Origin of the sequence: Burkholderia sp. KCJ3K979 (assembly GCF_016759955.1) — a bacterium.
Taxonomy (GTDB): domain Bacteria; phylum Pseudomonadota; class Gammaproteobacteria; order Burkholderiales; family Burkholderiaceae; genus Burkholderia; species Burkholderia orbicola.
In genome coordinates, this window is sequence record NZ_JACFYV010000074.1 from 1 (window position 1) to 22,439 (window position 22,439).

The window sequence follows — 22,439 nt, forward strand, 5'->3', positions numbered from 1 at the left end:
CTCGGCGGGTTTTTTGTTGGGCGCGCGCGGCATTTTCGCCACAGTTCGCGCCGCTCTTGCAAAAGTTAACGGTTATTTTACAAGCCGTTACCACGCGATCATGCGCGCACGATCTGCGTGTCGCCGTGATCGTCGTCGTGCGAATCGACGTCCCACGCCGGGAACGGATCGTCGAACGCCGCCCATCCCGCCGCGCCGAGTGCGAACTCCGCATCGGTCAGCAGGCATCCATCGAGTTTCGCGCGCCACGCATCGGCGTCGAGCGCGATGCCGATCAGCACGAGTTCCTGGCGGCGATCGCCGACCGTGCGATCGTCGAGATCGCCGAGCCATTCGGTGCGGATTTCAGCGAGCAGCTCGTCGTCGTCCGGCCATTCCGCGCGATCCTGCGCCGCCCACCACAAACCTGCGGGGCCATGCCGGCATACGCCGCCCGCCTGCGACAGCGAACCCGCGATGTCGTTGCGCGTTGCGAGCCAGAAGAAACCCTTGCTGCGCAGTACGCCCGGCCACTCCTGATGCAGCAGCGCCCAGAGCCGTGCCGGGTGAAACGGCCGGCGCGCGCGGTAAACAAAATTACCGATGCCGAATTCGTCGGCTTCGCCGTGTACGTGCGCATGATGGTCGTCATGGCAGTCCGGGTCGTCGCAATGCGTGTGATCGTGATCGAGCGACGCGAGCCAGCCCGGCGCGTTCGCGGCTTCGTCGAAATCGAAGCGGCCGGTGTTCAGCACTTCGTCGAGCGGCACGTTGCCGAACGTCGAGACGACCTGGTGCGCGCGCGGATTGAGGCGCGCGAGGATGTGCTGCAGGCGGGCGAGATCGTCCGCGCCGACGAGGTCGGCCTTGTTGATCACCAGCACGTCGCAGAATTCGATCTGCTCGATCAGCAGCTCGACGAGCGTGCGGTCGTCGTCTTCCGACGCGGCGATGCCGCGCGTCGCGAGCGCGTCGTCGGAGCCGTAGTCGCGCAGGAAGTTGTACGCGTCGACCACGGTGACGAGCGTGTCGAGCCGCGCGATGGCCGACAACGACGTGCCGTCGTCGTCGACGAACGTGAAGGTTTCGGCGATCGGCATCGGCTCCGCGATACCGGTCGATTCGATCATGATCGCGTCGAAGCGGCCTTCGGACGCAAGGTTGCGGATCTCGACGAGCAGATCGTCGCGCAGCGTGCAGCAGATGCAGCCGTTCGACATTTCGACGAGGCGTTCCTCGACGTGCGACAGCGCCTGCGCATCGCGCACGAGCGACGCGTCGATGTTGACCGCCGCGAGATCGTTGACGATCACCGCGACTTTCAGGCCCGCGCGGTTCGCGAGGACGTGGTTGAGCAGCGTGGTCTTGCCGGCGCCGAGGAAGCCGGACAGCACGGTGACGGGCAACGGCTGTTTCATTGCCGGATTCATGATGATATGCACCAACGGAAAAGATGAAAAAGCGGCCGCGGCGCCCTGCCGGGGCGCGATCGGCCCGCGCACGGGCGAAACGGCGGCGTCAGCCCGCATTGTGCATCAAACGCGCGCGGCCGGCCCGGCGTCAGCCGGCGACGCGGCGCGGAATCACTGAGCGGCTTGAGGCGCTTGAGCGGCCTGGGTGGTCTGCGCGGGCGGCAGCAGCTTCCATTGCGTCAGGATGCCGGCGATCTGCCGGGCGTACTTGTCGCGCAGCGACGGCGTTTCCGAATGATAGGCGCCGACCGCCTGCCACGTGTTGCCGTAGCGGTTCATCTTCTGTTTGAGATGCCACGCGGCGATGTACACGTTCTTGCACGGCTCCATCAGCGTGTCGCGGCCGATCCCGTAGCGCGACAGCGTCGGCAGGTGGATCGAATTGATCTGCATCAGGCCGTAGTCGACCGAGCCGTTCGTGTTCTTGTTCAGCGCCTCGGGCCGGTTGCGCGACTCCTGCCACGCGATCGCGCGCAGGATCAGCGGATTGACCTGCTGATATTTGGCCGCTTCGTCGAAACAGTCGGCGCGCGCGTTGCCGCTGGCGAACCACGCGCCGGCGGCGATCAACGCGATCGAAGCGAACCGTCTGTTCATCGTGCGGAAACGAAAGGAAATTGCGCGAAGCTCGGGGAAAACCCGTGCCTGTTATTAGTGCGACGAGAAACGCGCCGCCCGTATCATACCGGCAGACCGTCAGATTGCGACAGGCAGGAATACGGCAGCCCGGTTATACCGCATTTCCGTGTCGGTTCATCGCGAAAACAAGGGAGAGGGCCGGCATGCGGAGGGTTGCACCGATCCTTACATCTTGCATACGATTGGTCGGATACCTGTCGTATGTGAGACAGTCTTCGGATCAATGTGATATTTCGGACATGAAAAACTGCTAATGTCGCCTCTTTCGGACTTGGATCCCAGCACTACCGCCGGAAGTGGCCTGAGCCGGCATCGACCCATTCATCCATGACAAGAAATCGCTTCGTTATGCGGCGTATCGCCACGACCCTGCTCGTGGCAGGCATCATCGTCTCGCAGGCCGCCTACGCTCAGGTCACGCTCAACTTTGTGAATGCGGATATCGACCAGGTCGCGAAAGCGATCGGCGCCGCGACCGGCAAGACCATCATCGTCGACCCCCGCGTGAAGGGGCAGCTCAATCTCGTGGCCGAACGGCCGGTGCCGGAAGACCAGGCGCTGAAGACGCTGCAGTCGGCGCTGCGCATGCAGGGCTTCGCGCTCGTGCAGGATCACGGCGTGCTGAAGGTCGTGCCGGAAGCCGACGCGAAGCTGCAGGGCGTGCCGACCTACATCGGCAATGCGCCGCAGGCGCGCGGCGACCAGGTGATCACGCAGGTGTTCGAACTGCACAACGAATCGGCGAACAACCTGCTGCCGGTGCTGCGGCCGCTGATCTCGCCGAACAACACGGTGACGGCCTACCCGGCGAACAACACGATCGTCGTGACCGACTATGCGGACAACGTGCGCCGCATCGCGCAGATCATCTCGGGCGTCGACAGCGCCGCGGGCGCGCAGGTGCAGGTCGTGCCGCTGCGCAACGCGAACGCGATCGACCTCGCCGCGCAACTGCAGAAAATGCTCGACCCGGGCGCGATCGGCAACAGCGACGCGACGCTGAAAGTATCGGTCACGGCCGACCCGCGCACCAACGCGCTGCTGCTGCGTGCGTCGAACGCGTCGCGCCTCGCGGCCGCGAAGCGCCTCGTGCAGCAGCTCGACGCGCCGAGCGCGGTGCCCGGCAACATGCACGTCGTGCCGCTGCGCAACGCCGATGCGGTGAAGCTCGCGAAGACGCTGCGCGGGATGCTCGGCAAGGGCGGCAACGACAGCGGCTCGTCGGCGTCGTCCAACGACGCGAACAGCTTCAACCAGAACGGCGGCTCGTCGGCGAGCGGCAACTTCTCGACCGGCACGTCGGGCACCCCGCCGCTGCCGTCGGGCGGGCTGGGCGGTTCGTCGTCGTCGTCCGGGTATGGCGGCGGCTCGTCCGGCGGTGGCCTCGGTACCGGCGGCCTGCTCGGCGGTGACAAGGACAAGAGCGGCGACGACAACCAGCCGGGCGGGATGATCCAGGCCGACTCGGCCACCAACTCGCTGATCATCACCGCGTCCGATCCGGTGTACCGGAACCTGCGCTCGGTGATCGACCAGCTCGACGCGCGGCGTGCGCAGGTCTACATCGAAGCGCTGATCGTCGAGCTCAACTCGAATACGTCCGGCAACCTCGGCATCCAGTGGCAGGTGGCGAGCGGCCAGTTCCTCGGCGGTACGAACCTGAATCCCACGGGCGGTTTGGGCAACAGCATCATCAACCTGACGACGGGCGGCACGGCGGCCACCGCCGGGTTGGCCGCCAATCTCGCGAACCTGAACCAGGGCCTCAACATCGGCTGGTTGCACAACATGTTCGGCGTGCAGGGGCTCGGCGCGCTGCTGCAGTATTTTGCGGGCGTGAGCGACGCGAACGTGCTGTCGACGCCGAACCTGATCACGCTCGACAACGAGGAAGCGAAGATCGTCGTCGGCCAGAACGTGCCGATCGCGACCGGTTCGTATTCGAACCTGACGAGCGGCACGACGAGCAACGCGTTCAACACCTACGACCGTCGCGACGTCGGCCTGACGCTGCACGTGAAGCCGCAGATCACCGACGGCGGGATCCTGAAGCTGCAGCTCTATACCGAGGATTCGGCGGTCGTCGCTGGCACGACGAACGCGCAGACCGGCCCGACCTTCACGAAACGCTCGATCCAGTCGACGATCCTGGCCGACAACGGCGAGATCATCGTGCTCGGCGGCTTGATGCAGGACAACTACCAGGTGTCGAACAGCAAGGTGCCGCTGCTCGGCGACATCCCGTGGATTGGCCAGTTGTTCCGCTCCGAAACGAAGCAGCGCGCGAAAACCAACCTAATGGTGTTCCTGCGCCCGGTGATCATTTCCGATCGCAGCACCGCGCAGGCAGTCACCGCGAACCGCTACGACTACATCCAGGGCGTGACGGGCGCCTACAAGTCGGACAACAACGTGATGCGCGACAAGGACGACCCGGTCGTCCCGCCGATGCCGCTGGGTCCGAGCCAGGGCGGCACGCCGGCCGGCAACCTGTTCGATCTCGACAAGATGCGTCGCCAGCAGTTGCAGCGCCAGGTGGCGCCGGTGCCGGCCCAGCCGCTGCCGGAGGCGACGCCCGCGCAGCCGCAGAGTGTGCCGCAGCAGGCGGTGCCGCAACAGCCGCTGACCACCGCGCCGGGAGCCTCGCAGTGAGCGACGTGCTCGCGTCCTCCGCCCACGACGGCGCGCCGGGCGAACGCCAGCCGCCGTCGCCGCTCGCCGCGCGCCTGCTGCCGTACGGCTTCGCGAAGAGCGGCCAGGTGCTGATCGCGCATCAGCTCGACGACACGCTGGAGGTATGGATCAGCGAACGCACGAGCGACGCCGCGCTCGCGGAGATCGCGCGCAACTTCGGCTCGATCGCCGTGCATCGCGTGCCGGCCGACGAGCTCGCGCAGGCGATCAACCAGGCCTACGCGCGCCAGGACGGCAGCGCCGCGCAGGTGGTCGGCGAGGTCGAAGGCGAAGTCGACTTGTCGCGGCTGATGCAGGACATCCCCGAAGTCGAGGATCTGCTCGAATCGGAAGACGACGCGCCGATCATCCGGATGATCAACGCGCTGCTCACGCAAGCGGCGCGCGAACAGGCATCGGACATTCACATCGAGCCATTCGAGAATGCGTCGGTCGTGCGCTTTCGCGTCGACGGCACGCTGCGCGACGTCGTGCGCCCGAAGAAGGCGCTGCACGGCGCGCTGATCTCGCGGATCAAGATCATGGCGCAGCTCGACATCGCGGAGAAGCGTCTGCCGCAGGACGGCCGCATCACGCTGCGCGTCGGCGGCCGGCCGGTCGACGTGCGGGTGTCGACGCTGCCGACCGGGCACGGCGAGCGCGCGGTGCTGCGTCTGCTGGAAAAGGATGCGCAGCGCCTGAACCTCGAAGCGCTCGGGATGGGCCGCGACACGCTCGTCCAGTTCGACAAGCTGATCGGCCGCCCGCACGGCATCGTGCTCGTCACCGGCCCGACCGGTTCGGGCAAGACGACCACGCTGTACGCGTCGATGTCGCGTCTCGAAACCGCGACGACCAACATCATGACCGTCGAGGACCCGATCGAATACGACCTGTCCGGCATCGGCCAGACGCAGGTGAACGAGCGGATCGGGATGACCTTTGCCCGCGCGCTGCGCTCGATCCTGCGCCAGGACCCGGACGTGATCATGATCGGCGAAATCCGCGACCTCGAAACCGCGCAGATCGCGGTGCAGGCGTCGCTGACGGGCCACCTCGTGCTCGCGACGCTGCACACGAACGACGCGGCGTCCGCCGTCACGCGCCTGACCGACATGGGCGTCGAGCCGTACCTGCTTGCGTCGTCGCTGCTCGGCGTGCTCGCGCAGCGCCTGGTGCGCCAGCTCTGCCCGGTCTGCAAGGAAGAGCGCCACGAGGACGGCCGAACCGTGTGGCATCCGGTCGGCTGCGCGAAGTGCGGACATTCCGGTTATGCGGGCCGGCGCGGTGTGTACGAGCTGCTGGTGATCGACGATTCGATCCGCTCGCTGATTCACCGCAACGCGGCCGATGCCGAGATCCTGGCCGCCGGCCGCGCGGAAGGCATGCGCACGCTGCGCGACGACGCCGAGCGCTGGCTCGCGTCCGGCGCGACGTCGCTCGAGGAAGTGCTGCGCGTGACGGGAGGCGCATAGCGCGATGCCGGCATTCCGTTTCGAAGCAATCGATGCGGCGGGACGCGCGCAGAAAGGCGTGATCGATGCCGACAGTGCGCGCGCCGCGCGCGGCCAGCTGCGCACGCAGGGGCTCACGCCGCTCGTCGTCGAGCCGGCCGCCAGCGCGACGCGCGGCGCGCGTTCGCAGCGACTCGCGTTCGGCCGCAAGCTGTCGCAGCGCGAACAGGCGATCCTCACGCGCCAGCTCGCGAGCCTGCTGATCGCCGGGCTGCCGCTCGACGAGGCGCTCGGCGTGCTGACCGAGCAGGCCGAGCGCGACTACATCCGCGAACTGATGGCCGCGATCCGCGCGGAAGTGCTCGGCGGCCATTCGCTCGCGAATGCGCTCGGCCAGCATCCGCGCGATTTTCCGGAGATCTACCGCGCACTCGTTGCTGCGGGCGAGCACACCGGCAAGCTCGGCATCGTGCTGTCGCGCCTGGCCGACTACATCGAGCAGAGCAATGCGCTGAAGCAGAAGATCCTGCTGGCGTTCACGTATCCGGGCATCGTCACGCTGATCGCATTCGGCATCGTCACGTTCCTGCTGAGCTACGTCGTGCCGCAGGTCGTCAACGTGTTCGCGAGCACGAAGCAGCAACTGCCGATCCTCACGGTCGTGATGATGGCGCTGTCGGAATTCGTGCGGCACTGGTGGTGGGCGATCCTGATCGCGGTCGTGGTGGTCGTGTGGTTCGTGAAGGCGACGCTGTCGCGCGCCGGGCCCAGGCTCGCGTTCGATCGCTGGGTGCTGACCGCGCCGCTCGCGGGCAAGCTCGTGCGCGGCTACAACACGGTGCGCTTCGCGAGCACGCTCGGCATTCTTACCGCGGCCGGCGTGCCGATCCTGCGCGCGTTGCAGGCGGCCGGCGAGACGTTGTCGAACCGCGCGATGCGCGCGAACATCGACGACGCGATCGTGCGCGTGCGCGAAGGCTCCGCGCTGTCGCGCGCGCTGAACAACGTGAAGACGTTTCCGCCGGTGCTCGTGCACCTGATTCGTTCGGGCGAGGCGACGGGCGACGTGACGACGATGCTGGATCGCGCGGCCGAAGGCGAAGCGCGCGAGCTGGAGCGCCGCACGATGTTCCTGACGAGCCTGCTGGAGCCGCTGCTGATCCTCGCGATGGGCGGCATCGTGCTCGTGATCGTGCTGGCCGTGATGCTGCCGATCATCGAGCTGAACAACATGGTGCAGTGACGGAGCGGCCCGATTCCGCTTGCCGGGCCGCCGCCGTTCAGCGCATGTAGATCGCGGGGGACGGTGTGTTCGCCGGGAGCTGGATTTCGGCGCGGGCGCCGTTGCGGTCGACGATGATCGAGCGCGGGCGGACTTCGGCGAGCTTCGCGCCGGACGTGACGTCCGCGCCGAGCGACACGGCGCGCGGCGGTTCGCCGCCGACGCTGACGATCGCGGCGCCGCCGTGGTCGAGCGCGAGAATGCCGAACAGGTGGATGTCTTGGACGGGATTCTTGTCGAGCTGACCGCCGAAGAGCGCCGCGGCGTCCTCGGTGCGGATCGGCAGCCGCGCGGCGGCGGCGGGCAGCGGCGCTTCGCGAGCGGACAGCGTGACGACCCAGTAGGTGGCCGTCGCGCACAAACCCGCGAAGAGGGCGAGGGAAAGGATCCGGATCGAGAGCGCGTTCATGCGCGCTATTGTACGGATGTATATGAAATTTGCGTTGGGTGAAAGCCCTCGGCGATGCGCGCCTTACAATGCGTGCTCCGCGCCCGCCGGTCCGGAAGGTTGCCGTCAGGCAATCGTCCGGTGCGCCGGGTGCGTCACTCAATCGACGACATTTTTTGGAAAGAGGTAGTCAGTCATGCAAACGTGGATCACTCGCCGCAACGCGGCCGTGCGTCGTCAGCGCGGTTTCACGCTGATCGAGATCATGGTGGTGGTCGCGATCCTCGGGATCCTGGCAGCGCTGATCGTGCCGAAGATCATGAGCCGCCCGGACGAGGCGCGCCGCATCGCCGCGAAGCAGGACATCGGCACGATCATGCAGGCGCTCAAGCTGTACCGTCTGGACAACGGCCGCTATCCGACCCAGGAGCAGGGCCTGAATTCGCTGATCCAGAAGCCGACCACCGATCCGATCCCGAACAACTGGAAGGACGGCGGCTATCTCGAGCGCCTGCCGAATGACCCGTGGGGCAACGGGTACAAGTACCTGAACCCGGGCGTGCACGGCGAGATCGACGTGTTCAGCTACGGCGCCGACGGCAAGGAAGGTGGCGACGGCAACGATACCGACATCGGTTCGTGGCAATAGGCCGGCACTGATCGGCCCGACGTTTCTTTTCCGTTCTTCATGCTCGCCATTCGCACGACCTCCCGCTGCGGCCGCGATTGCCGTGTGCGTCGCGGTGCGGTGCCGTTCGTACCGGCACGTGCCGATGGCGGCCTGATGAAGCATGGCGCGGCACGACGTCGCACGCGCGGCTTCACGCTGCTCGAAATGCTGGTCGTGCTGGTGATCGCGGGGCTGCTCGTGTCGCTCGCGTCGCTGTCGCTGACGCGCAATCCGCGCACCGACCTGCGCGAGGAAGCGCAGCGTATCGCGTTGCTGTTCGAGACGGCCGGCGACGAAGCGCAGGTGCGCGCGCGGCCGATCGCGTGGCAGCCGACCGCGCACGGTTTCCAGTTCGACGTGAGCTCGCCCGACGGCTGGCGCACACTGCGCGACGACCTGCTGCGCCCGCGCGACTGGGACGGCGGCGTCACCGGCGCCGACATCGATTATCCGGGGTCGGACACGCGCGCGAGCCGCGTCGTGTTCGGCACCGAGAGCATCGACACGCCGGTGCGCGTGACGCTGCATTCGGCCGCCGGCAGCGCGACGATCGTCGGCACCGGCAACGGCCGCTACGAGGTGCAATGACGATGCGTCGTCGCCTGCCCTTCCCCGTTTCTTCCGCCCGCGGCTTCACGATGATCGAAGTGCTGGTCGCGCTCGCGATCATCGCGGTCGCGCTCGCCGCGTCGATCCGCGCGGTCGGCACGATGGCGACCAACGCGTCCGAGCTGCATCGCCGGCTGCTCGCCGGCTGGAGCGCCGACAATGCGCTCGCGCAGCTGCGGCTCACGCATGCGTGGCCGGAGGTCGGCGAACAAAGCTTCGACTGCTCGCAAGGCAACGTGCAGCTCGTCTGCACGCAGCGCGTGAGCACCACGCCGAATCCGGTGTTCCGGCGCGTGCGGATATCGGTGAGCATGCCCGGCCGCGCCGGCGTGCTCGCGCAGATGGTGACGGTGGTCGCGAATGAAACCAGCCGTCCGCTCTGACGCGCCGATGCGCCGCCCGTCCGCCCCCTCGTCCCGCGCTGCCCGCGGCTTCACGCTGATCGAGCTGATGATCGCGATCGCGATCCTCGCGGTGGTGGCGATCCTCGCGTGGCGCGGGCTCGACCAGATCATGCGCGGTCGCGACAAGGTCGCGTCCGCGATGGAAGACGAGCGCGTGTTCGCGCAGATGTTCGACCAGATGCGCATCGACGCGCGGCTCGCCGCGACCGACGACGAGGCCGGCCAGCCGGCGATCGGCGTCGCCGGCAATACGCTGCAGATCGTGCGCGAGCTCGACGTGCCGGGCGTCGCGCCGCGGCTGCAGGTGGTCCGCTACCGGATCGCCGGCGGGCGCGTCGTGCGCTACGCATCGCCGCCGATCGACGACACGAACCGGCTGCGCACCCTGCTGAAGGACAGCAGCGTCGAAGGCTGGAGCTGGGTCGCGCTGATGGGCGGCGTCGGCGCGATCGACGCGAAGCTGTACGTGCCGCGCGTGGGCTGGACCACCAACCTGCAGACGGCCGACGACGCGCTCGCGCAGAACAACGACGCGCTCAAGGTGCCGCAGATCGGCAACGCGCCGCCGGCGCGCGCGGTGACCGGGCTGCAGGTCAGCATCGGCGCGACGTCGCTGCGCGTGCCGATCACGCGCATCTTCCTCGTCGGGGAATGACGATGCGCGCGCGCCCTTTCCGTCGAATGCCTGCCCGCCGCCAGCGCGGCGCCGCAATCATCACCGCGCTGCTCGTGGTCGCGCTGTCGGCGATCCTCGTGTCGGGGATGCTGTGGCGCCAGCAGGTTCAGATCCGCCGCATCGAGAACCAGCGCGTGATCGCGCAGGCGCAGTGGGTCGCGCGCGGCGCGCTCGACTGGACCCGGATGATCCTGCGCTCCGAAGGCGACACGGCGCCCGGCATCACCTATCTCGGCGGGATCTGGGGCGTGCCGATCGCGAAGACGAAGCTGTCGGATTTCCTCGGCCGGATCGGCGCGCCGAACGACACGGACGCCGAAGACACCTATCTGTCCGGCTCGATCGAGGACGCGCAGGCGAAGTTCAATCTGCGCAACCTCGTGTCGTCGCCGGCGCCCGGCGTGCTGCAACTGAACGTCACGCAGATGCAGGCGTTCCAGCGCCTGCTGACGACGCTCGGCTACGACAGCGCGTTCGCGAAGCGCATCGCGCTGCAGGTGCGCGCGGGCCTGCTGCATTCGGCCACGCGGTTCCAGATGCCGAACCTGCCCGGCGGCGGCGGGACCGCCGCGAACGCCGCGACCGCGCCGGTGACGAGCGGCGACCTGCAAGGCAGCGGCTTCACCGACGATCCCGGCATGGCCGGTGGCGACCGCGGGCCCGCGCCGCTGATGATGACGCGCGTCGACAGCCTGCTCGACGTCGACGGCGTGACGCCCGAGATGGTCGCGCGGCTGCGCCCGTTCGTCACGGTGCTGCCGACCACGACGCCCGTGAACATGAACACCGCGCCGGCCGAAGTGATCGCCGCGCTGATACCGGGGATGAGCGTGTCGTCCGCGCAGGCGCTCGTGTCGCGCCGCGAGACCGTGTTTTTCCGCAACGTGGGCGACGTGCAGCTCGCGCTGCGCGGCGCCGGCGCGCCGCCGAACGTGACGATCGACTCGAGCCTCGTCGACGTCAATTCGAGCTATTTCATCGTGCATGGCCGGATTCAGCACGAACGCGCGGAGGTCGACCGCACCTCGCTCGTGTATCGTGATCCGACCACGCACTCGACGCGGGTCGTGCGCATCCGCGACCAGCTATAACGACGCCAATCGGGAGAGGAGCTCTTGTGAGCACGTTGATTGTTTCTTTGCCGCCGCGCGAGCCTGCCGTGCCGTTGCAGGAATGGCAGTGGCCCGAGCTGCCGTTCACGCTCGTCGACAAGGCCGGCCAGGTGCAGCGCGCGGGCCGCGCCGCGCTCGCGCTGCTGCCGCGCGCGAATGCGACGGTGCTGATCGTCGCCGCGCGCGACGTGCTGCTGCTGGCCGCGACCGTGCCGCCGCTGAAGGGGCCGAAGCTGCGCCAGGCGCTGCCCAACATCGTCGAGGATCAGCTGATCCAGGACCCGCTCGGCTGCCACATCGCGCTCGATCCGGCCGCGCTGCCCGACGGGCGCCGCGTACTGGCCGTCGTCGACCGCGCGTGGTTCCGCACGATCTGCGACGCGTTCACCGCGGCCGGCCACCGGCACCTGAGCGCGGTGCCCGCGACCCGCTGCCTGCCGGCGCCGCGCGCGTCGGCCGACGCGGGCTCCGCCGTGCCGGCCGACGGCGAGCCCACCGACGCCGCGCTCGTCGCGGACGTCACCGAGCCGCCTGCCCGCCCGCCGACGGTCGCCGCGGTGCTCGGACTCGCGACGGCGGTCGAACCGGTGCTCGTCGAAGCCGGCGCGCTGCCGGCCGCGGCCGGGGCGCCGCGCCTCGAGCTGGCGGTCGCGCGCGGCGCGCTCGGCGAAGGCTTCGCGGCGCCCGCGTCGCGCGCGGCCGGCACGCTGGCCGCGCTCGCGGGCGGCGGCGACGTCGAACTGTACGAACTCGGCGAACCGGGCGCGGAGCCGCGGCTCGCGTCGGTCGGCCGCACCGACGCGCCGCTGTTGCCGGGCGCCGCGCCGCTATCGTTCGACACGTTCGCGCGCCGGGCGCTGACCGAGCCATTCGATCTGTGCCAGTTCGAATTCGAATCGCAGCCGTGGCGCTTCGACCGCGCGACAGTGAAGCGCCTGCGCGTGCCGATCGCGCTGGCCGCGGCGACGCTCGGCGTCGCGGTGATCGGGATGAACCTGCACTGGTGGAAGCTGTCGCGCGAGCGCGATGCGCTGTCCGCGCAGATCACCGAGACGCTCTTGTCCGCGTTCCCGAAGACGACCACCGTGCTCGACCCGCCCGCGCAGATGCAGCGCCAGCTCGACCAGCTTCGGCTGGCTGCCGGCGAGCTGTCGCCGAACGATTTCCTCGCGCTGTCGAGCGGCTTGTCGCGCTCGATGGGTGCGCTGCCGCTGAACGGCATCGCGTCGCTCGACTATCACGACCGGCGGCTCGACGTCGGCTTCAAGCCGGAGGTCAAGGTCGATCCCGATTTCACGCAGCGCCTCGCGCGTAACGGACTGTCCGGCGAAGTCGACAGCAACACGGGCAAATGGACGATCCGGAGCCGCTCATGAAAGCCGAACAACTGAACCAGACGCTGGCCCAGTTCTGGGGCGAGCGCACGCCGCGCGAGAAGACGCTGCTCGGCTGGGGCGGCGCCGTGCTGGCGATCGCGATCGCGTATTCGGTGCTGTGGTCGCCCGCGCAGGAAGGCCGCGCGCGGATTCAGCGCGAGCTGCCGGCGATGCGTCACGAACTCGCGCAGATGACCGCGCAGGCGAACGAGGCGAAGTCGCTGGCCGCCGCCGCGCAGGGTGTCGCGCCGACGGGCCTCGCGCTGAAGGATGCGCTCACTGCATCGCTGTCCGATCACGGGCTGCAGGGCGCGCAGGTGCAGATCGTCGGCAACGGCGTGCAGATCCAGATGAAGAACGTGTCGTTCCCGGCATGGACCCAGTGGCTCGACGATGCGCGCCGGCAGTTCAAGGTGCAGGTCGGCGAGGCGCATGCCACGGCGCTGAAGGAAGACGGCCAGGTGGACTTGACGGCCGTGATGCAACCTTCCGTCCAGAAATAGATGACGGCTGTGGATGACGCAAACGAAGGCCGGCCGATGCGGCCGTGGGCGAGACGGCTCGGCACCGTGTTGCCGTGGGTGCTGGCAGGCGGCCTGGCGACGGCGGTGACGCTCGTCGCGCTCGCGCCGGCCGCGTGGATCGCGCCGCAGTTCGCGCGTGCGACCGGCGGCCACGTGAATCTCGCCGATCCGGACGGGTCGCTGTGGCACGGCTCCGGCACGCTGATGCTCGCGCCGGGCGCCGACCAGAGCGCGGCGACGCTGCTGCCGGGCCGGGTCGAATGGACCACGCGCTTCTGGCCGCTGCTGACCGGGCGTGTGCAGATGCGCATGCGGCAGACCGAAGCGATGCCCGATGCGGTCACGCTCGATGCGACGTGGCGCGGCGCGGTGCTGTCGGCGGGCACGATGGCCGTGCCTGCGTCGCTGCTCACCGGGCTCGGCACGCCGTTCAACACGCTCGACCTGCAGGGCGACGTGCGGCTCGGCTGGAGCGACTGGCGGCTGATCGGCAACAACGCGTTCGGCCAGCTGACGGTGACGATCGATTCGATGAGTTCGCGCGTGTCGCGCGTGAAGCCGCTCGGTTCGTACCGCGCGATATTGCAGGCGAAGGGGATGGGTGCCGATCTCGACCTGTCGACGACGCAGGGCCCGCTGTTCCTCGACGGGCACGGCAGCTTCGGCCCCGGCCAAGGATCGTTCCGCGGCACCGCGCATGCGGCGCCCGAGCAGCAGGCGAACCTCGCCGGACTGCTGAACCTGCTCGGCCACCCGATCGGCAACAACCAGGTGTCGCTGATCTTCGGCGACGCGCAGCGCTGATTCTGATTGCGCGCGTCGCCCGCTTCCCTTTCTACTTCTGCGCGAGCGGTGCGGCGACCGACGGTGCGATGGCCGCGGGCGCGGCCGCACCGGACGCCGGCAAGGGCGCCGGCGCCGCCATGTCGCCGTTCTCGCGCGCCATCTCCGATACGTTCCAGCCGCCGCCGAGCGCCTTCACGAGCCCGACCGACGACACCATCCGCTGCCCGGCGATCGTCGCGAGCTTTTGCTGCGCGGTGAACGCGGTGGTCTGCGCGGTCAGCACGTTCAGGTACGCGACCGTGCCGGCCTTGTACTGGTTCGTGACGATCGCGAGCGCGTGCTCGGCGCTGTCGACCGCCTGCCGCTGCACGTCGATTTCCTGCGCGAGAATGCGCTGCGACGCGAGGTTGTCCTCGACGTCCTGGAACGCGGTGAGCACCGCGAGGCGATAGGCGGCGACGTCCTGGTCGTAGGTCGCGCGCGCGGCGTCGGTCTGCGCGGCGCGCAGACCCGCGTCGAACAGCGTGGCCGCGAGTTGCGGGCCGACCGTCCAGAAGCGCGCCGGCAGCGTGAACAGCTGTGACCACACCGAGCTCTGGAAGCCGCCGGTGGCCGACAGCGTGAGCGTGGGGAAGAACGCCGAGATCGCGACGCCGATCTGCTCGTTCGCGGCCGCCGCGCGGCGCTCGGCCGCCGCGATGTCGGGCCGGCGCTCGAGGATCGCGGACGGCACGTCGACCGGCGTGACCGGCGGCTCGGCCGCGAGCGGATTCGGCGCCAGCGAGAAGGTCGACGCGGGCTCGCCGATCAGCGTCGCGATCGCATGCTCGTACTGCGCGCGGGCGACGCCGTTGTCGATCTGCGCGGCCTGCGCGCTCTGCAGCTGCGTTTGCGCCTGGATCACGTCGGCACGCGCGGCGACGCCCTGCGCGTACTGGTTCTGCGTGAGCTGCAGCGAGCGTTCATACGACTTCACGGTGTCGTCGAGCAGCTTTTGCAGCGCATCGGACGTACGCAACTGGAAATAGGTCTGCGCGAGCAGCGCCTGCTGCGACAGCCGCGCGTTCGCGAGGTCGGCCGCGGCGGCCGCTTCGCCGGCACGCTGCGCGCTGACGGTGCGGCTCACCTTGCCCCACAGGTCGGGTTCCCAGCTGGCGTCGAGGCCGACGCTGTAGCTGTTGTTGATCGATCCGGTCGACCCGCTGCCGAAATTCGACGACGAACCCGACGACAGCGACGTGCGCGGCGTCCGTGCGCGCGAGCCCGAGGCGGTCAGCCCGACGGTCGGGAAATACGCGGCGCGTGCCTCGGTGACGAGCGCGCGCGCCTGCCGGTAGGCGGCCGCCGATTGTGCGATGGTCTGGTTCGACGCGTTGAGCCTGCCGATCAGCGCATCGAGCTGCGGATCGTTGTAGACCGTCCACCACGCGCCGCGGTCGGCGCGATCGGCGGGCTGCGCGACTTTCCAGCCGGCCGGCGCTTCCTTGAACGCGGCGGGGATCGACGTGTCGGGGCGGTGATAGTCGGGCCCGACGGCGCAGCCGGCGAGCAGCACGGCCGTCGCAATGGCGACGGCGGCGCTCAGCGGGCGAACGGCGCGCGGGAGGGAGGCGTACGGCATGGTGGTTTTCCTGTCTGGGCGTGACGGCCGGCGAGCGGCGCCGCGCGATGCGGTCGTCATGCCGCTGGCGGACAAATGGTAACTGACGGCGGGAAAGCTGCGCAGCCCTAAGGGTACGGTGCGCGGCAGCCGGAATGTGTTACCGGCGCGGCCGGCCGGTTTACCGGCCATTACGGCCAGCTTGCGGGAAAACGGGCGGGCGAATCGGCGTACGGCACCGGCCGCGCGTGACGCGGCCGGCGATCAGGCGGGATCGTGCGGAGAGCGGCGGGAGTGCTGCGGCGTCAGTGGCAGCGCACGGGCACCGGGACGGGTTCGGCGGCGGCAGCCCGCCATGTCGACGGCTCCGTCGCGGCCGGCTGGCTCGTGCGGCGGGCGGCATTTTTCGCGTTGCGCTGCCGGCGATGATCGAACCATGCGAACCCGAGCGCCGCGAGCGAGCCGCCAGGCACGACCAGCATCGTCACGTACAGCGCGATCTTCCAGCCGCGGTGCGGGCCGGAGAACACATGATGAGCGGTATCGGTCAGGTTGCGGCGCAGCGCGCCGGCGGCATTTTTCAGGAACAGCATCGCGAACATCCTCGGGTGCCCGGCAGCGCGGGCCAATCGGTCAGAACATAGTCTCCGGCAGTGCAACATGCACGTCGTAACTGGTTGACTCAAATAATATTGACTAAGCAATCATTTTTCAAGATACTGGGCGCGTTTTAACCCGAAACGCACTATTGCTGCGCGCGCAATCGTATGACCGGCGGCCTCTACGATCCCGAGAACATCGCGCTGGAAACGAGCCTCGGCTATTACCTGTCGAAGGCGAAGCAGGCGCTCGTCGAGCGGATGGATCGCGCGCTCGAGCCGTTCGACCTCACCGCGCAGCAGATCGGCGTGATCCTGCTGCTGTCGCGCGGCTACGCGCGCACGCCGTTCGAACTGTCGCGCAAGATGTCGTACGACAGCGGCTCGATGACGCGCATGCTCGACCGGCTCGAACGCAAGGGGCTGATCGCACGGGCGCGCAGCGAGCAGGACCGCCGGATGATCGAGCTGACGCTGACCGAACGCGGCATCGAAGCCGCCCGCGCGCTGCCGTCGCTGGTCGCGACCGTGCTCAACGCGCAGCTCGAAGGCTTCTCGGCCGACGAACTCGCGACGCTCACCGGCCTGCTGCAACGCTTCATCGCCAACGGGCCCGGTTCGACCGGCTGCCCGAAGCCCGACGAACCCGACTGCTGACGCGCGCGGAGCCCCATGTCTAGGTTAAACACTCGCTTATTTCTCTGTCTGGGCAGAAGATGACAAGGCACCCGCTCCGCTTTTCCCCTTTTTCATTCCACCCGGCCGGGCCGCGCTGCGTCGCGTGTCCGTGCGTTGTGCCGGCGCGTCGCACGCGCCGCGTCTAGGAGATTCCGATGTCCGCCACCACGGCATCCGCCCCCTCCCCCGCTGCCGAACCGGCGCCGCTGACCGGCGGCGCGCTCGCGCTGCTGACTGTCGGGCTCGCGCTCGGCACCTTCATGGAAGTGCTCGACACGTCGATCGCGAACGTCGCGGTGCCGACCATCTCGGGCAGCCTCGGCGTCGCGACGAGCGAGGGCACGTGGGTGATCTCGTCGTACTCGGTCGCGTCCGCGATCGCGGTGCCGCTGACCGGCTGGCTCGCGCGCCGGGTCGGCGAGGTGCGCCTGTTCACGCTGTCGGTGCTCGCGTTCACGATCGCGTCGGCGCTGTGCGGCTTCGCGACCAACTTCGAGACGCTGATCGCGTTCCGGCTGCTGCAGGGCCTCGTGTCCGGGCCGATGGTGCCGCTGTCGCAGACGATCCTGATGCGCAGCTACCCGCCGGCGAAACGCGGGCTCGCGCTCGGGCTCTGGGCGATGACGGTGATCGTCGCGCCGATCTTCGGCCCGCTGCTGGGCGGCTGGATCAGCGACAACTACACGTGGCCGTGGATCTTCTACATCAACCTGCCGATCGGCGTGTTCTCGGCGACCTGCGCATACTTCCTGCTGCGCGGCCGCGAAACGAAGACGTCGAAGCAGCGGATCGACGCGATCGGCCTCGCGCTGCTCGTGATCGGCGTGTCGTGCCTGCAGATGATGCTCGACCTCGGCAAGGACCGCGACTGGTTCAACTCGACCTTCATCGTCGCGCTCGCGCTGATCGCGGTCGTGTCACTCGCGTTCATGCTCGTATGGGAGGCGACCGAGAAGGAGCCGGTGGTCGACCTGTCGCTCTTCAAGGACCGCAACTTCGCGCTCGGCGCGCTGATCATCTCGTTCGGCTTCATGGCGTTCTTCGGTTCGGTCGTGATCTTCCCGCTATGGTTGCAGACGGTGATGGGCTACACGGCGGGCAAGGCCGGCCTCGCGACCGCGCCGGTCGGGCTGCTCGCGCTGGTGCTGTCGCCGCTGATCGGCCGCAACATGCACCGGCTCGACCTGCGGATGGTCGCGAGCTTCGCGTTCATCGTGTTCGCGGGCGTGTCGCTGTGGAACGCGACGTTTACGCTCGACGTGCCGTTCAACCACGTGATCCTGCCGCGGCTCGTGCAGGGCATCGGCGTCGCGTGCTTCTTCGTGCCGATGACGACGATCACGCTGTCGAGCATCTCCGACGAGCGGCTCGCGAGCGCGTCGGGGCTGTCGAACTTCCTGCGCACGCTGTCCGGCGCGATCGGCACTGCGGCCAGCTCGACGTTCTGGGAGAACGACGCGATCTACCATCATGCGCGGCTGTCGGAATCGGTGAGCATCTACGCGCAGAACACGACCGACTACCAGGGCGCGCTCGCGCAGCTCGGCATCGTCGGCCAGACGGCCAATGCGCAACTCAATCAGCTCGTCACGCAGCAGGGCTTCATGATGGCGACCAACGACTTCTTCCACCTGTCGGCGGGCGTGTTCGTCGCGCTCGCGGCGCTCGTGTGGATCACGAAGCCGAAGAAAGGCGCGGGGCCCGCGATGGGGCATTGACGGGAACGGCGCCGCCTTCCGGCACGCAGCCGACGACGGGCCTTGCGGCCATTCGTGATATAAACTAAGCTAAATTAGTGATTGAACTTAGTTTATTTGAGAGGATGCCATGCAGACCTACAACATGCATGACGCGAAGACGAACCTGTCTCGGTTGATCGACGAGGCGGTCCACGCGGGCGAGCCGTTCGTGATCGCGAAAGCCGGCAAGCCGCTCGTGAAGGTCGTGCCGATCGATGCGCCCGAGGCGACGCGGCCGGCGCGGATCGGCTTCATGAAGGGGCAGATCGTGGTGCCGGACGACTTCGACACGATGGGTGACGATGCCATCCGGAAGCTGTTCGAGGGCGACGCGTGAAACTGTTGCTCGACACGCATCTGATTCTTTGGACAGCGGCGGATGCGACCGAATTGCCGGATCGCGCCCGTACCCTCATCGAGGATCCCGCCCATACCCTGTTGTTCAGCGTCGCGAGCCTCTGGGAAATCGTGATCAAGCGCGGACTCGATCGCGCCGACTTTCAGGTCGAGCCGCACGTGCTGCGTCGCAATCTGCTCGACGCCGGCTACGTGGAATTGCCGATCACGAGCGCCCATGTCCTGGCAGTCGAGCAACTGCCTCCGGTGCATCGCGATCCGTTCGACCGGCTGCTGATTGCCCAGGCGATTTCGGAAGGTGTCACGTTGCTCACGCACGATCACGCCGTTGCCCGCTATCCAGGCCCGATTCTGCGCGTCTGATCGCGCCGAGCCCGGCGGCCCGGCCCTCACTCCCGCGCCCGCAAGCCCCCGAACGCCAGATCGTCGGCCGGCGCGAGCGGCAGCGTCGCCCGCGCGACGTCGAGCCATGCGCGCGCCGCGTGCGACAGGTAGCCCTTCTTCAGCCAGCCGAGCGCGATCGCCCACGTGATTTCCGGCTCGACGATCGGCCGGCACGTGAACTGACCCGCATCGAGCCGCCGGCAATACGGCTCGGGCAGCAGCGCGATGCCGACGCCCGCATGCACGAGCGCGGCCATGAAATCCCAGTGGCCGCTGCGGCTCACGATCGACGGCGTGAAGCCGGCCTGCCTGCACGCATCGAGCACCGCGTCGTGCAGCGCGAGGCTTTCCGCATAGAACACGAACGATTCGCGCGCGAGATCCGCGAGCGGCACGGCCGCGTGGTCCTCCCAGCGCGACTCGCGCGGCGCGACGAGCCACAGCGGCGCGCGCACCATCGGCAGCCGCTCGAACGTGCCCGGATCGACCGGCTCCAGCAGCCCGCCGAGTTCCAGCTCGCCCGACATCAGTGCGGCCTCGATCATCCGCGCGCCCTGCTCGAACAGCTTCAGCTCGATGTTCGGGTAGCGCTGCTTGTACGCGGCGATGATCGGCGTGAACAGCGAACCGCCGAGCGGCGGGATGCCGATCGTCAGCTCGCCGCGTCCGAGCGTGCCGAGATCGTTCAGCTCCGACTGCAGCTGCGCCTGCGCGGCGAGCACGTCCTGGCCGCGCTGGAACACGATCCGTCCAGCGTCGGTCAGCACCATCTGCCGGCCGTCGCGCAGCAGCAGCGGCGAACCGATCTCGTCCTCCAGCGCCTTCACCATCTTGCTGATGGTCGGCTGCGTGACGAACAGCCTGTCGGCCGCCGCGGTGAAGCTCTGCTGGCGAACCACCTCGACGAAGTACCGCAACGCGCGCAATTCCATCGATCACTCCCCAGATTGGTGCAGCTGAATGCAAGCGAATTCCGAATTGGAATGACAAGGATAGAGACAAGTCATTTTATTTATGGTTAGGGGAAACCCTATACTTGCTCCATTGACAGAAACATCTGTATGGAGCCCGCCATGAACAAGCCGACCGCCACTGCCGCCGCCCGCCCCGCCGCTTCGGGCAGCCTCGCGCACACGGGCCGGATCGTGCTGCAGGCCACCGCGCTCGGCGTGCTGTGGATGGCGGTCGACTGGGCCGTGCGCACAGTCGGGCTGCCGATTCCGTCCGGCGTGATCGGCCTCGCGGTGCTCCTCGTGCTTTTGTTCTCGGGCCGCGTCGCCCCGGCATGGGTGAAGGACGGCGCGAACTGGCTCTTGTCCGACATGCTGCTGTTCTTCGTGCCGGCCGCCGTCGCGGCCGTGCAGTATGGTGGCCTGTTCCGCGAGGACGGCTGGCGCATCGCGCTGGTGATGCTCGCCGGCACCGCGTTCGTGATGGTCGCGGTGGCCGTCGCGGTCGATCTCGCCGCGAAGCTCGAACGCCGGCTCGCCGCGCAGCGCGTGTTCGCCGAGCGCCGCCGCGCGCGCCTGAGCGCCGTCGCTCACTGAGCGGGGGCCTGCCATGCTCGCTGCGCTATCGAACCTGCCCGCCGACCGGGTGAATACCGCGATCTCCGTCGGCTGCTTCGTGCTGACGATCGTGCTGTATTTCGCGTCGAAGCGGCTCTACGCGTACAAGAAGACGCTGCTGTTCTCGCCGCTGGTGTTCGTGCCGGGCGTGCTGGTGCTGCTCGTGCTGCTGACCGGCATCCCGTATTCGGTCTATTTCCGCGACACGCGCTGGCTGATGTGGCTGCTCGGCCCGGCGACGATCGCGTTCGCGGTGCCGATCTACGACTATCGTGACCTGATCCGCCGCCACTGGCTGTCGTTGTCGGTCGGCGTCGCGGTCGGGATCGCCGCGGGCGTGTGCGGGTCGCTGCTGCTCGCGAAGCTGCTGCACCTGTCGCCCGAGCTGCAGCGCTCGCTGATGACGCGCTCGGTGTCGACGCCGTTCGCGCTCGCCGTGTCGGACAAGATCCACGCGCCGAAGGATCTCACCGCCCTGTTCGTGATCGCGACCGGCATCTGCGGGATGCTGCTCGGCGAACTGGTGCTGGCGCTCGTGCCGATGCGCACGCGGCTCGCGCGCGGCGCGCTGTTCGGCGCGGCCGCCCATGGCGTGGGCACCGCGAAGGCGCGCGAGATCGGCAACGAGGAAGGCGTTGTGTCGAGCCTGACGATGATGATCGCGGGCGTCGCGATGGTGCTGATCGCGCCGTTGCTCACGTTGCTGCCGATCTGACAGAAGTGCGGGCGGGCGCCGCTGGCCGCCCTGCCGCGCTTCTCGCCGGATGGCCCGGTTCCCGCCGGCCGCACCCCCGCCTGAGCGTTTCCCCCTCTGCATTCCTGCGCGACATCGCGCCGGCACCCGGCCGACCATCGGCTGAGATAGCCGCAATTCCCCCCTCTTTTCCGCCCATCGGCCTCGGCCCGGATACCGAACAATGCATGCTACGAGACATCACGCACGCATTCACATGGCCACGACTGCAACCCCGACCGCCGACAAGCCGGCTTCGTCCGGCAAGTTCAAGCGCATCGCGCTCATCGCCGTCATCGCGCTGGGCGCGGCTGCCGCCGCCGCCGGCGGCATGTACGTGTTCCTGAACAAGGCGGGCGTCGGCCATCCGAGCGCGCCCGCCGAGCCGGCGCCGCTTGCCGCGCCAGTGTTCTTCCCGCTCGACCCGCTGACCGTGAACCTGCAGTCCGACGACGGCGCGCAACACTACCTGCGCGTCGGCCTGTCGCTGAAGCTCACCGATCCGAAGGCGCAGGAGCAACTGACCGCGCGGATGCCGGAAATCCGCAGCCGGATCCTGCTCGCGCTGTCGAACAAGCATCCCGAGGAGCTCGCGACGCCGGAGGGCAAGCGTTCGCTCGCGACGGAGCTGCGGGAGCTGATCGAACAGCCGACGCAGCCGGGCAACCAGCGCGCGAAGGTCGACGACGTCCTGTTCACCGAGTTCGTCGTCCAGTAACGCGGCCGCGAAAGGAGCG

24 protein-coding genes are annotated in these 22,439 nt (G+C 68.4%); 18 read left to right on the top strand and 6 right to left on the bottom strand.

The window, feature by feature from the left end; translation table 11 throughout:
• Positions 1-98: 98 nt before the first annotated feature.
• Together H3O04_RS17685 and H3O04_RS17690 are read right to left on the bottom strand one after the other, a co-directional pair.
• A complete protein-coding gene (locus H3O04_RS17685; protein WP_202588152.1) occupies positions 99-1,409 on the bottom strand; it encodes a GTP-binding protein in 1,311 nt (436 codons plus the stop codon).
• 153 nt (positions 1,410-1,562) lie between these two features.
• Positions 1,563-2,048, bottom strand: coding sequence for a lytic transglycosylase domain-containing protein (locus H3O04_RS17690; protein ID WP_023476565.1), 486 nt, complete (start codon positions 2,046-2,048; stop codon positions 1,563-1,565).
• 369 nt (positions 2,049-2,417) lie between these two features.
• On the opposite strand from H3O04_RS17690, the gene gspD reads away from it, so the two are divergent.
• Genes gspD through gspF form a run of 3 tightly spaced genes read left to right on the top strand, consistent with a single transcriptional unit; the run spans position 2,418 to position 7,460 of the window.
• On the top strand, positions 2,418-4,742 hold the full coding sequence (gene gspD / locus H3O04_RS17695) for a type II secretion system secretin GspD (protein ID WP_124476769.1): 2,325 nt from the start codon (positions 2,418-2,420) through the stop codon (positions 4,740-4,742).
• A 5-nt stretch (positions 4,743-4,747) separates the two neighbouring features.
• Positions 4,748-6,238: a type II secretion system ATPase GspE gene (gene gspE, locus H3O04_RS17700; protein WP_012492991.1), complete on the top strand. Its 1,491-nt coding sequence runs from the start codon at positions 4,748-4,750 to the stop codon at positions 6,236-6,238.
• Positions 6,239-6,242: 4 nt separating this feature from the next.
• The gene (gene gspF, locus H3O04_RS17705) at positions 6,243-7,460 is read left to right on the top strand and encodes a type II secretion system inner membrane protein GspF (protein ID WP_006491634.1); all 1,218 of its coding nucleotides are present in this window, start codon (positions 6,243-6,245) and stop codon (positions 7,458-7,460) included.
• 37 nt (positions 7,461-7,497) lie between these two features.
• On the opposite strand, the gene H3O04_RS17710 is transcribed toward gspF, so the two are convergent.
• Positions 7,498-7,908 carry a type II secretion system protein N gene (locus H3O04_RS17710; protein ID WP_011544450.1) on the bottom strand — a complete coding sequence of 137 codons (411 nt, stop codon included), beginning with the start codon at positions 7,906-7,908 and terminating at the stop codon, positions 7,498-7,500.
• Positions 7,909-8,083: 175 nt separating this feature from the next.
• Here H3O04_RS17710 and gspG point away from each other — a divergent pair, with 175 nt between their 5' ends.
• The 8 genes from gspG to H3O04_RS17750 are packed head-to-tail and all read left to right on the top strand — an operon-like array spanning position 8,084 to position 14,062.
• On the top strand, positions 8,084-8,536 hold the full coding sequence (gspG, locus tag H3O04_RS17715) for a type II secretion system major pseudopilin GspG (RefSeq protein ID WP_006477246.1): 453 nt from the start codon (positions 8,084-8,086) through the stop codon (positions 8,534-8,536).
• Positions 8,537-8,575: 39 nt separating this feature from the next.
• A complete protein-coding gene (locus H3O04_RS17720) occupies positions 8,576-9,145 on the top strand; it encodes a GspH/FimT family pseudopilin (protein WP_043887683.1) in 570 nt (189 codons plus the stop codon).
• Positions 9,142-9,549 (top strand): type II secretion system minor pseudopilin GspI, encoded by a 408-nt coding sequence (gspI, locus tag H3O04_RS17725; protein WP_006477244.1) that lies wholly within the window; start codon positions 9,142-9,144, stop codon positions 9,547-9,549. The genes H3O04_RS17720 and gspI overlap by 4 nt, the downstream gene beginning before the upstream one ends.
• Positions 9,527-10,225 (top strand): PulJ/GspJ family protein, encoded by a 699-nt coding sequence (locus H3O04_RS17730; protein WP_124476770.1) that lies wholly within the window; start codon positions 9,527-9,529, stop codon positions 10,223-10,225. Before gspI ends, H3O04_RS17730 begins: the two co-directional genes overlap by 23 nt.
• A 2-nt stretch (positions 10,226-10,227) precedes the next feature.
• Positions 10,228-11,337, top strand: coding sequence for a type II secretion system minor pseudopilin GspK (gene gspK, locus H3O04_RS17735; RefSeq protein WP_124476771.1), 1,110 nt, complete (start codon positions 10,228-10,230; stop codon positions 11,335-11,337).
• 26 nt (positions 11,338-11,363) lie between these two features.
• Positions 11,364-12,734 (top strand): type II secretion system protein GspL, encoded by a 1,371-nt coding sequence (gene gspL / locus H3O04_RS17740; RefSeq protein ID WP_185921045.1) that lies wholly within the window; start codon positions 11,364-11,366, stop codon positions 12,732-12,734.
• The gene (gene gspM / locus H3O04_RS17745; RefSeq protein WP_124476772.1) at positions 12,731-13,237 is read left to right on the top strand and encodes a type II secretion system protein GspM; all 507 of its coding nucleotides are present in this window, start codon (positions 12,731-12,733) and stop codon (positions 13,235-13,237) included. The genes gspL and gspM overlap by 4 nt, the downstream gene beginning before the upstream one ends.
• A 36-nt stretch (positions 13,238-13,273) precedes the next feature.
• Entirely contained in the window at positions 13,274-14,062 is a 789-nt protein-coding gene (locus H3O04_RS17750) for a type II secretion system protein N (RefSeq protein ID WP_023477384.1), read from the top strand.
• A 31-nt stretch (positions 14,063-14,093) separates the two neighbouring features.
• Here H3O04_RS17750 and H3O04_RS17755 read toward each other — a convergent pair whose 3' ends face one another.
• Positions 14,094-15,665 carry an efflux transporter outer membrane subunit gene (locus H3O04_RS17755; RefSeq protein ID WP_023477385.1) on the bottom strand — a complete coding sequence of 524 codons (1,572 nt, stop codon included), beginning with the start codon at positions 15,663-15,665 and terminating at the stop codon, positions 14,094-14,096.
• 284 nt (positions 15,666-15,949) lie between these two features.
• Positions 15,950-16,237: a multidrug ABC transporter ATPase gene (locus H3O04_RS17760; RefSeq protein WP_011544459.1), complete on the bottom strand. Its 288-nt coding sequence runs from the start codon at positions 16,235-16,237 to the stop codon at positions 15,950-15,952.
• A 174-nt stretch (positions 16,238-16,411) separates the two neighbouring features.
• On the opposite strand from H3O04_RS17760, the gene H3O04_RS17765 reads away from it, so the two are divergent.
• From H3O04_RS17765 to H3O04_RS17780, 4 genes are all read left to right on the top strand, one after another.
• Entirely contained in the window at positions 16,412-16,900 is a 489-nt protein-coding gene (locus tag H3O04_RS17765; protein ID WP_011544460.1) for a MarR family winged helix-turn-helix transcriptional regulator, read from the top strand.
• Positions 16,901-17,076: 176 nt separating this feature from the next.
• Positions 17,077-18,639: a DHA2 family efflux MFS transporter permease subunit gene (locus tag H3O04_RS17770; protein ID WP_011544461.1), complete on the top strand. Its 1,563-nt coding sequence runs from the start codon at positions 17,077-17,079 to the stop codon at positions 18,637-18,639.
• Between the two features lie 109 nt (positions 18,640-18,748).
• Positions 18,749-18,997 (top strand): type II toxin-antitoxin system Phd/YefM family antitoxin, encoded by a 249-nt coding sequence (locus H3O04_RS17775; RefSeq protein ID WP_077178379.1) that lies wholly within the window; start codon positions 18,749-18,751, stop codon positions 18,995-18,997.
• Complete coding sequence (locus H3O04_RS17780) at positions 18,994-19,380, top strand: type II toxin-antitoxin system VapC family toxin (RefSeq protein ID WP_202588153.1); 387 nt, start codon at positions 18,994-18,996, stop codon at positions 19,378-19,380. Before H3O04_RS17775 ends, H3O04_RS17780 begins: the two co-directional genes overlap by 4 nt.
• Positions 19,381-19,406: 26 nt before the next feature.
• Here H3O04_RS17780 and H3O04_RS17785 read toward each other — a convergent pair whose 3' ends face one another.
• A complete protein-coding gene (locus H3O04_RS17785) occupies positions 19,407-20,333 on the bottom strand; it encodes a LysR family transcriptional regulator (protein WP_077220398.1) in 927 nt (308 codons plus the stop codon).
• Positions 20,334-20,474: 141 nt separating this feature from the next.
• Between H3O04_RS17785 and H3O04_RS17790 the strand changes: the two genes are divergently transcribed.
• From H3O04_RS17790 to fliL, 3 genes are all read left to right on the top strand, one after another.
• Entirely contained in the window at positions 20,475-20,948 is a 474-nt protein-coding gene (locus H3O04_RS17790; RefSeq protein ID WP_012327575.1) for a CidA/LrgA family protein, read from the top strand.
• 13 nt (positions 20,949-20,961) lie between these two features.
• A complete protein-coding gene (locus tag H3O04_RS17795) occupies positions 20,962-21,684 on the top strand; it encodes an LrgB family protein (protein ID WP_011544465.1) in 723 nt (240 codons plus the stop codon).
• A 235-nt stretch (positions 21,685-21,919) separates the two neighbouring features.
• The gene (fliL, locus tag H3O04_RS17800) at positions 21,920-22,420 is read left to right on the top strand and encodes a flagellar basal body-associated protein FliL (protein ID WP_023477391.1); all 501 of its coding nucleotides are present in this window, start codon (positions 21,920-21,922) and stop codon (positions 22,418-22,420) included.
• Positions 22,421-22,439 lie beyond the last annotated feature (19 nt).